Here is a 10290-nt window from a genome sequence, read left to right as displayed (position 1 = left end):
ATGGGAATATTTGATTTTTTAAAGAAGAAAGAATTTGATAAAATTTCTGAACTCGAAAAAAAGATTATTAGTTTAGAAAATAGTAATTCTGAATTGAACTCTAATCTAACTAGATATAACGGAATAGTAGATATAGAATTCTATATAAAAACAGAAAAAGAAAAATTTGACGCATTGGATACAGAAGTTAATAATCAACTTGTTTCGAAAAAGAATGATTTAGATGAATTAAATAATAAATACCTCAATTCGCTAGATGTTTATAAAGATTTAAAATCGAAGATTTCTATTTATGAAAACCAATTAGATTTAGCTGAATTTGGATTATACGAACCTTTGTTTGATTTCGAAAAATCAGACCAATATAGATATGAACAATCATCTATTAGAGATCGACAGAAACATTTAATTACCGTTGACAAAGCCTGTGTATGTGATACAACTTGGACCATAGATGGGAGCGAAGCCAAAGGAAGGGCTGCTACAAATAAGTATATAAAACTACTATTAAGAGCATTTAATGGGGAATGTGACGCGTTATTAGGTAAAGTAAAATGGAATAATATCAATCAAATAAAAGAAAGAATTAAAAAATCATTTACCGCTTTAAATAAATTAGGAGAGGGACAGCAAGTAAGAATAACGAATGATTATTTANNATTTGAGAAAGCTCAAAAAGAAGCAGAAAAAGAAGAAGCCTATTTCCAAAAAGCTTTAGAAAAAGTAAGAAAGGAGCAAGGGACTAATAATTCCGAAGAATTAAAATTACAAATAGAGCAACTCGAAAAAGAATTAGAAGAATCAAGGTTAAAAAAGGAAAGAGCTTTATCCATGGCTCAACAAACCAAGAGAGGACATGTGTATATTATTTCGAATATTGGTTCTTTTGGAGAAAATGTATTTAAAATAGGAATGACAAGAAGGTTAGAACCTTTGGATAGGGTACGAGAACTAGGAGATGCCTCAGTTCCATTTCGATTTGATGTTCATGCCATGATTTATAGTGATGAAGCTAGAACCTTAGAATATGAATTGCATAAAGCTTTTGCAGATAGAGCTGTCAATTTATTTAACTATAGAAGAGAGTTTTTTAATGTAACTCTTCAAGAAATTAAAGAAAAGATAGGAGAGTTAGGCTTTGAAGCTGAATTTATAACAGATGCGGAGGCTATGGAATATAGAGAATCATTACTACTAAAAGAGCAATCAACTATAGAATCAATTGAGATGATTGTAGAAGAATTTCCAATTAGTTTGATGTAATTCTTACAATTTAATTACACAAACTAAACCTTGGAGAATTCGTTGTTTTATTCGTTTTAGAATTTATCACGTTCTATTTATAAGCGTGTAGGTCAACCTTTTTGTGGAGACATTGTATAAGACTTTTATTATAATAATTTCTGAGGTAAATACTCAAATTATATTATCAGTATTTTTATAGGAATGAATTTAATTTTATAAAGTTTAGATTTTAACAATTCAAAAATCAATATCTTTACATACTTGTTTAAAAAGGTCTGTAATTAATAAATGGTTGTGGAACAGTTATGGAAAAATAAAGTTACTATTTTAAAGATACAGTACTAATGATGTATTATATAGCTGTATATTTAGCTTATAATAGTTGAAGAATTGAATGTTAATACTGTTAATTAATAATAATTGTAAGTAAGAATGGATAACTCTCAAAAAATTATTGAGCTTAAAAAGAAGTTGTCTGAAGAAATTTCTAAAGCAAATTCTGATAATAATTTAATTATTTCTATTTCAAATGAAATAGCAAGTTTAGATCAATCATCTGTTAGGTTTTCTGTTGATGCAGGTATTATAAATAGATTAGGAAAAGAGCTTGTTGGCAAGCAAGAAACAGCAGTTTCAGAACTTATAAAAAATGCTTATGATGCAGATGCTACAGTAGTTGATTTGATTTTTGAAAACGCATGGAATAAAGGAGGAAATTTAATAATAGAGGATAATGGACATGGAATGAACCGAGAGCAATTGGTAAATGGTTTTATGCGATTGTCTTCTTCAGATAAAATTCATAATCCGGTCTCAGAAAAGTATAAGCGTCAGAAAGCAGGTAAAAAAGGAATTGGTAGATTCGCGACACAACGTCTAGGTAATAAACTAATAATTATTACCCAAACAATACAATCTCAGGAAGCATTAAAAGTAATTATTAATTGGGATGATTTCGCAACCGATAAAGATTTGTTGACTGTTTCCAATTCAATCGAATTTATTTCCAAAACTAAAAATAGTGGCACAACATTAATAATTGAAGGTTTAAGAGAAGGTTGGTCTGATGCGATGATTAAACGTGTATATCGTTACACATCGGAGTTATTACAACCATTCCCACTTTCAAAAAAGAAAGAAGAGGAAATAGAAAATTCCATTGATGAAGGATTTAAGAGTAATTATTATCGTAGTGATAATGGTGATTTGGTTGCAATTGTTGATGAAGAAAGAGCGATTTTCCAGCATGCTTTAGCAGAAATTGAAGGTTATGTTTTAGATGATGGACAGGGGTGTTGGGCTTTGAAAAGTGATAAATTAAATTTTCCCGAAGAAGTATATCCAATAGGTAATAATGAAAAAGATAAAGAAGATACCACAACCCCATTTAATCTAATTAAAGGAGTACATTTCAAAGCTTATTATTTTATTTATGATCCTAAACTTTTCTCTCCTGGTACCGTAACGTTTATCAGGGAACTAGGCTATGAGAAAGGCGGAATAAAATTATATCGTAATGGTTTTCGTGTTCTACCTTATGGTGAACAGGGTGATGACTGGTTAGGTTTAGATAAATCGAATAATAGAAATATTATTTTAGCTCAACATCCTAATCGAAATTTCTTCGGTTTCGTTGAACTTGAAGATTTGAATAACGATTTTGAAGAAACCTCTAGCCGAGAAGGGTTGATAGAAAATGATCGCTTAAATGAATTAACCAATTTTGTTTATCGGTCGTTAACAACTGCTGTTATGAAAGTTCAAGAGTTGAGAGGTAGAAAGGTGACAGCTTCTCAAAAAGGATATAAGAAAGAGACAGAAAATTCTTCAGAAAAAGTTGACAATGCAATAGAGCAAATTGAAGAACTTTTTAAAAAAACTGGGATTGAAAATGAGAATAACATTGAGGCTACAGAACCTACCGAAACTGTAGATAGAGCGAATGAACTAATTGCAGATCTAAAAAAAGCTAGAGAAGTAGAAAAAATACAGACACAAGAATTAATTGATGAAAACAATATGCTTCGGGTGTTGGCAGGATTAGGTTTAGTGATTGGTGAATTCGTTCATGAAGTTCAACGTTTTTTACCAGGTTTTGATGCGGATATTCGATTTCTTAAAAATGCAGTCAAAGACTATAAAGAAGTTTATGAAAGAGCTGAGTTGTTAGAAACAAATGTAAAATCATTTAGTACCTATACTTCGTATTTTGATAAAACAATTTCTAGAAATGTACATAGAGAATTAGAATCGATAGAACTAAGAGATGTGGTTAGAAATTTTGAAAAAGTTATTTCAAATGATTTGAAAAGAGCTTCAATAAATATGCGTCCAAGCAAGTATGAAGGATATGATTTATTTACTGTTCCAATGCATCCGTCAGAATGGGCTTCCATATTGTTTAACTTGTATACTAATTCAAAAAAGGCAATTAAGAGAGCGAAAACTGATGGTAATATTTTTATTAGATGTGGTAAAGATGATAAGATTGTTTTCTTAGAGTTTTCGGATAATGGTGATGGAATTAGCAAAGAAAACGAAGAAAATATATTTAACGCATTCTATACTACATCAACAGCTTCTAACCATACTTCTAATGATGCTACAGCTCTTACAGGTACTGGGCTGGGCTTGAAAATCGTAAAGGATATAATTGAGTTCTACAATGGAGAGATATATGTTTCATCTCCTGTAGAAGGTTATAATACAACAATAAGAATAGAAATACCAAAAAACTAAAAAAATAAATAATGTCAATACCTAAATATATATATGTTGATGATGAAAGTGATGACTCAATAACATCATTAATCAGTGGTTTTAATGATACAGGCTTAATTGAGGTTCATCAGCTTTCAATAGAAAAAGGGTTAAGTTTTTCTGTTTTAGAATCAAAAATAAAACAAAAAATAGCTGAAGAAAATTATGATGGTTTATTAATTGATTTAAGGTTAGATGGAGAAGGTCCAAATCAGTTAGAGTATAGTGCAATTTCAATTAGTGCAGAATTAAGAGCAATAAGTGCAAGAAAAGAGATACTTTCTTTTCCAATTGTATTATGTTCTACCTGGGAGAAAATAAAAGAAACATATAAATCAGATAAAACAAGTCACGATTTGTTTGATTATACTTTTAGAAAATCAGAAAATCCAGATTATGAACGATTTTCAAGGAAGCTAAAAGCATTAGCGGAAGGGTATAAAATATTACCTTTTGATGCAAATTCTCTAAATCAAATATTTCAAAGAGAAGATTTAAAAAATTTAGACCAGAGGATATTTGAGCGTTTCTATAATCAAGATATAATTGTACCATATGATTTTGCACATTTTACTGTAAAAACTCTTTTCCACTGTACGAACCCTTTAATTAAAGAAACTGTTTTAGCAGCGAGACTAGGCGTAAATATTCAAGCAAGTGGTGATCATTGGACAGAACTATTGTCAAAATTTGAAGACTGTAAGTTCAATGGCTTATTCTCGAATGGCTGGAATAGATGGTGGGCTGATTTATTAAATACAAAGTTAAAAACGATTTCAGACAAGAATTTCTCATTTTTAAAAGCCGAAGAAAGGGTTACTATTCTGAAAAAAAATTTTAATGTTCATGGTATTATTGCAGCAGAATCCATAGAACTTAATACAAGTACCGAATTTTGGACAATTTGTGAAGCTACTAAGTATCCTTTAGACCCATTAGAAGGATTTAAAGTGAAATTATCACATGAGTTAAAATCATGGCAAGAACCTAAATACATATCTCTATATGCAGTATTAGAAAGAATAGGTGTAGATAAAGGAATTGAGCCCCATTATTCTGAACAAGAGAGAATTGAAGAGCGTAAAAAAAACTTATAAAATATGGCTGTAAGTAGTAAAAATATGAGTTTCAGAAATGAAAGGGCGAAAGATCTGAGACAATTAAGCCAATTATTGTCAAGAATAGTTGGCGGAGACGTCACTACTTCGGTATTAGAAACCGTAATTTCTCAACTCCAGAATAAAGACTTTATTCCAAAATTGAAAGATGGTTCTACAAATGAGAATATTTGGGGGTATGATATTGAAGATTTTAAAATGCCCTTAGATACATTAAGTCATGTAAAACCTCAAGATATTACAAAAGGAGAAGTTATCTTGAATATGAAGTTGCGGGCAAAGATTGAACATTGGAATACATTTAATGATCCATTCGTTGAATTGGCATATAATGTTATGATAAAAGGTGTTGGAGAAAAAACTTATCATTTTGGATTTCATATTGATAAACATATTGGTAATACAAATACTAAAGAGCCACATCCAATTTATCATTTACAATATAATTTTAATCCAACAAAGTCAAATAACCCTAATTTAGGTGATCTATTTTATATTGATACGCCTAGAATCATGCATAAACCTGTTGATTTTATTTTAGGAATTGGTTTTCTTACTTCTAACTTTTATCCGATTGCATTTGAAAGTCTAAAAGATGAGAGAGAATTTGTTAAGCTACAGCAAAGTTATCAAACTGCTATTTGGAAGCCATATTTCCATACTTTAGCCAATAACTGGAAGCCTTTCACTGAGGGTGATATAGTTTGGAACCCTATTAATGATATTTGCCCTATTTTTATATGAGAAACATATTCAGATACTTAAAAACTTATCCAACCCAACCATTAGAAGTTGATAGGCTTATTGTGTCTGCTTTTTTAGAAATAAATCAATTAGCCGTTTTAGAGAATCGCTTTTTATTAGAATATTCCATCACTGAAAATCAAATTCAAGAATGGGATAGTTTAGTTCAATTCATTGAAATCATTAATGAAGAAATAGATGTTTTTGATATCGAAAAGCTAATTGAACTTTTCGAATTTGTTATCTCACCTTCAGACAGAATTATAAATGGTGCAATATATACACCTTCGGATATAAGAGATTATATTGTAAATGAATCATTAAAAAGGGATAATCTTGATCTGGATAATATTAAAGTTGCGGATATCGCGTGCGGTTGCTCGGGATTCCTGTATACAGCTGTAAAAGAGTTAAAACGTAGAACAAATAATACATACCAATATATTTTTGAAAATCAAATTTTTGGTTTAGATATTCAAAATTATTCGGTAAATAGAAGCAAATTGCTATTGAGTCTTTTAGCTTTGTCTGAAGGAGAGGATATTGAAGAGTTTAATTTTAATATTCATCATGGAGATACATTGCTGTTTAATTGGAATGAAGTAATAGAAGATTTTCATGGCTTTGAAATTATAGTTGGTAATCCACCTTATGTATCAGCTCGTAATCTTGATGAAAAGTCTAAAGAAAATGTAAAACTTTGGGAAGTGTGCACTACTGGTAATCCAGATTTGTATATTCCTTTTTTCCAAATAGGGTATGAGAATTTAGCTCTTAATGGTATTCTGGGCTTTATAACAATGAATACTTTTTTTAAAAGTTTGAATGGTAGGGCTTTAAGAGCTTACTTTGAAAGAAATAATACATCTATTAAGATTATTGATTTTGGGACACTTCAGATATTTAAATCTAAGAGTACTTATACTTGTATTTGTTTTTTGGAAAAAGTAGAACAAAATTATATAGAATATTATAAATCCGAGAATAAGGAATTACCTTCGAAAAGAAATCAATATAGTAGAATAAAATATAAAAATCTTGATGCAAAGAATGGATGGAATCTGAATAATAATGAAATTATTTCTAAAATTGAATCTGTGGGAACACCTTTTGGTGAAAAATATAAAACTAGACATGGAATAGCTACATTAAAGAATGATATTTATATATTCAAACCAGTTGATGAAGATGATGAATTTTATTATTTGCAGAATGGAAGTCTTTATCCAATTGAAAAAGGTATCTGTAAAGATATTTTGAATTCAAATAAATTGAGTAGAAAAATTGATTTTGATAATGTTATAGAAAAAGTTTTGTTTCCTTACAATAACGATATTAAGCCGAAAGCATTAGAAGAAGATTATTTAAGAGTGACCTATCCTAAAGCATTTGAATATTTACAGAAAAAAAGACAAATACTTTCAGGTAGAGATAAAGGGAAAGGAGATTATGAAAAATGGTTTGCTTTTGGAAGAACTCAGTCATTAGAAAAAGTGAATAATAAATTATTTTTCCCTAAATTCTCAGATAAAATACCTTCATATGTTATGAGTAATGATGATGAATTATTATTTTATAATGGACAAGCTATTATTGGGCATTCTAACGAAGAAATGCAATTGGTTAAAAAAATTATGGAATCTCGTTTATTTTGGTTTTATATAAAATCAACAAGTAAACCTTATTCTTCTTCTTATTACTCTTTAAATGGGACTTATATAAAGAACTTCGGTATTCCTGATTTTAAACAAGAGGATATTGAATTTATAATTAATGAATCAGATAAAGATAGATTAGATATGTTTTTTGAAGATTTTTATAATTTAGATTTATCTAAAGAAGAAGTGTAATATTTCAAATTATCATAGATGAAATATAAAAATCCCCAAAGTAACACTTTGGGGATTTTTAGTAATGATTTTTTTTAACACCCTAAGGACTGTCTCTTAAAGTGTGTAAGTTCAAAAATTAAGCTTGGGTTAGGTTCTACTTTTTAGAGTCTAACCCTTTCTTGATATAGGATTAAAAATTGATCAATAATAACTCCCCAGTTTCTTACTGGCATAGACCATTTTTTAGTTGCTTCTCTCACAGCCAAATATACGGATTTCATAACAGCTTCATCTGTAGGGAAGGATAATTTATTTTTAGTGTACTTCCTTATTTTACCGTTTAAATTCTCAATTAGATTGGTGGTGTATATGATTTTCCTAATATCTACGGGGAATTCAAAGAAAACCGTAAGGTCTTCCCAGTTGTTTTTCCAGCTTTGGATGGCATAAGAATATTTATGTTCCCACTTAGAAGCAAAATCATTTAAAGCAGCTTCAGCAGCCTGTTTAGTTGGCGCGTTGTAGATTTCTTTCATATCAGCAGTAAACTGTTTCTTATCTTTCCAAACAACGTATTTACAAGCATTTCGAATCTGATGTACTACACATATTTGTGTTTTAGATTCAGGAAAAACGGTACGTATGGTATCGGTAAAACCATTTAAGTTATCGGTTGCTGTAATCAAGATATCTTCAGTTCCTCTAGCCTTCATATCGGTTAAAACACTCATCCAAAAGGATGATGACTCATTTTTACCTAACCATAATCCTAAAACTTCTTTGCGTCCATCGCGTTTTAAGCCTACTGCGATATAAATGGTTTTATTAATTACTTTGGAACCTTCTCTAACCTTAAAAACAATTCCGTCCATCCAAACGATTAGATAAACAGGTTCTAATGGGCGATTTTGCCAAGCTACGATATCAGAAGTTATAGCATCAGTTATACGTGAAATGGTCGATTGAGAAACGTCAAAATTGTAGACTTCTCTGATCTGTTCTTCAATATCAGAAACGGACATTCCCTTGGCGTAAAGCGACACAATGACGTTTTCTAAGCCTTCAACCATGCTTTTTCGTTTAGGTATCAGCATCGGATTAAAACTAGCATCACGATCTCTAGGAACCTTTATTTCTTCTTCGCCATAACTCGTTTTTATCTTTTTACTAGAATAACCATTACGCACATTTTCTTGCTTGCGTAAATCATGCTTATCGTAATCCAGGTGAGCATCTAACTCACCTTCTAACATTTTTTCAATTCCTCGCTTTTGTAAGTCTTTGAGAAAGTTTTGGAGTTCATCGCCAGTTTTAAACTGTTTGAAAAAATCATCCGGAAATAGGTCTTTTGTTTCCATAAATATGTAAATATTAAATGTATAAAAAAAATTCTGCTCGATTTTAACCCAAGCAGAATTTTATACTTACACAGTTTTTGGTACAGTGTCACACCCTAAATTTTTATCTCTTTATATCTCTTCTATTTCGAAATCAAATAATTCTTTAGGAGATTTGTTTAATCCTTTAGCTAACTCTACAATTGTTGTAATTTGAATGTTCCTTTCTCCTTTTTCAATTTTACTAATCTCACTAAAATCGACATCACATCTTTGAGCTAATTGTCTATAGCTTAAACCTTTTTCAGTTCTAATTTTTTCGAGATTTTTTCCAAAATATATTAAATAACTTCTTTTGTTATCCTCAATTGTCATGATAATAGTTTAAGAGCAATTTCAATATTATTTGAAATAAAATTGTAGGTAAAGTTTTCTACACTAGATTTTTTTTACTATCTTTGATTAAAGAATTACAAGAATATGTAATTTTGCAATACTTATATAGAAAATATTAAGCTATTGCTTATAGTCTCGCCGTTGAAAACTGGTAATTTTTGGAACGAGATGGTAAGTAGATAAGCTCACGTCTTATGCCGTGAGCTCACTTATCTGTTCCTCGGTATACCAGTACCTCAGCGGCAGATAATGATGAGTTTCACGGTTTTTTGTATTTGGTCGTTTCTTCCAAAACAATCGCATCGAACTTCATACAATAAATAAACTTGGTTTTATTCCTCTACAAATCAAGTGAAATACACTCTCTAGAAATATGTATTTCTATAATAGAAATGCACAGACGGTTATTCAATTCATGTGGGATTGAAAAGTGATAGAAATAAATTTATCAAAATGACAGAATATTAGAGAAATAATATGTTAAAAAGTGTTAAATTCCTGTATCGGTGTATATCGAAAATGACACTTTTATGTATCGGTTGTGTATCGGCGCTGTATCCATTCTGTATCCATTGTATATGCGTTCCGTATGGTTTGTTCGAGGTTCGTGTATCGGTGTTGAGTTGTAAAATGTATTATGTATTAAGTAAAATGTACAGATTAGATGTTAGATATGAGAATTGAAATTTTAGATTTGTACTATGTAAAAAGTAGAATGTATTATGTATTTGAAAAAGGATTAAAAAAATGTCATATGATTTGGAGGCGAGTGTCAAAAAGTTGAAGAAAATGGTTAAAATGTTTTACTATTTGCGTAGCAAATGATTTAAAACATTCAATGGCTGAAACTTATTTTGA

General features: G+C 30.0%; 7 protein-coding genes. 5 read left to right on the top strand and 2 right to left on the bottom strand.

Features of this window, described 5'->3' with window-relative positions; translation table 11 throughout:
* The 5 genes from B2217_RS16600 to B2217_RS16580 all read left to right on the top strand — a co-directional run bounded on the left by B2217_RS16600 (position 1) and on the right by B2217_RS16580 (position 7717).
* A complete protein-coding gene (locus tag B2217_RS16600; protein ID WP_291123288.1) occupies positions 1-1263 on the top strand; it encodes a DUF4041 domain-containing protein in 1263 nt (420 codons plus the stop codon).
* Between the two features lie 414 nt (positions 1264-1677).
* Positions 1678-3984 (top strand): sensor histidine kinase, encoded by a 2307-nt coding sequence (locus tag B2217_RS16595; RefSeq protein WP_291100538.1) that lies wholly within the window; start codon positions 1678-1680, stop codon positions 3982-3984.
* Between the two features lie 11 nt (positions 3985-3995).
* A complete protein-coding gene (locus B2217_RS16590) occupies positions 3996-5102 on the top strand; it encodes a hypothetical protein (RefSeq protein ID WP_291100540.1) in 1107 nt (368 codons plus the stop codon).
* Between the two features lie 3 nt (positions 5103-5105).
* Positions 5106-5867, top strand: coding sequence for a hypothetical protein (locus B2217_RS16585; RefSeq protein WP_291100543.1), 762 nt, complete (start codon positions 5106-5108; stop codon positions 5865-5867).
* A complete protein-coding gene (locus tag B2217_RS16580) occupies positions 5864-7717 on the top strand; it encodes an HsdM family class I SAM-dependent methyltransferase (protein WP_291100546.1) in 1854 nt (617 codons plus the stop codon). Before B2217_RS16585 ends, B2217_RS16580 begins: the two co-directional genes overlap by 4 nt.
* A 143-nt stretch (positions 7718-7860) precedes the next feature.
* Here B2217_RS16580 and B2217_RS16575 read toward each other — a convergent pair whose 3' ends face one another.
* Both B2217_RS16575 and B2217_RS16570 read right to left on the bottom strand, forming a co-directional pair.
* Positions 7861-9057, bottom strand: a complete 1197-nt coding sequence (locus B2217_RS16575) for an IS256 family transposase (protein ID WP_291123285.1) — start codon at positions 9055-9057, stop codon at positions 7861-7863.
* A gap of 111 nt (positions 9058-9168) precedes the next feature.
* Positions 9169-9411, bottom strand: a complete 243-nt coding sequence (locus B2217_RS16570; RefSeq protein WP_291123282.1) for a helix-turn-helix domain-containing protein — start codon at positions 9409-9411, stop codon at positions 9169-9171.
* Positions 9412-10290 lie beyond the last annotated feature (879 nt).

The sequence above is a fragment of the Empedobacter sp. UBA7620 genome, from assembly GCF_002484185.1.
GTDB lineage: Bacteria > Bacteroidota > Bacteroidia > Flavobacteriales > Weeksellaceae > Empedobacter > Empedobacter falsenii_C.
This window is presented reverse-complemented; position numbering and strand designations above follow the sequence as displayed.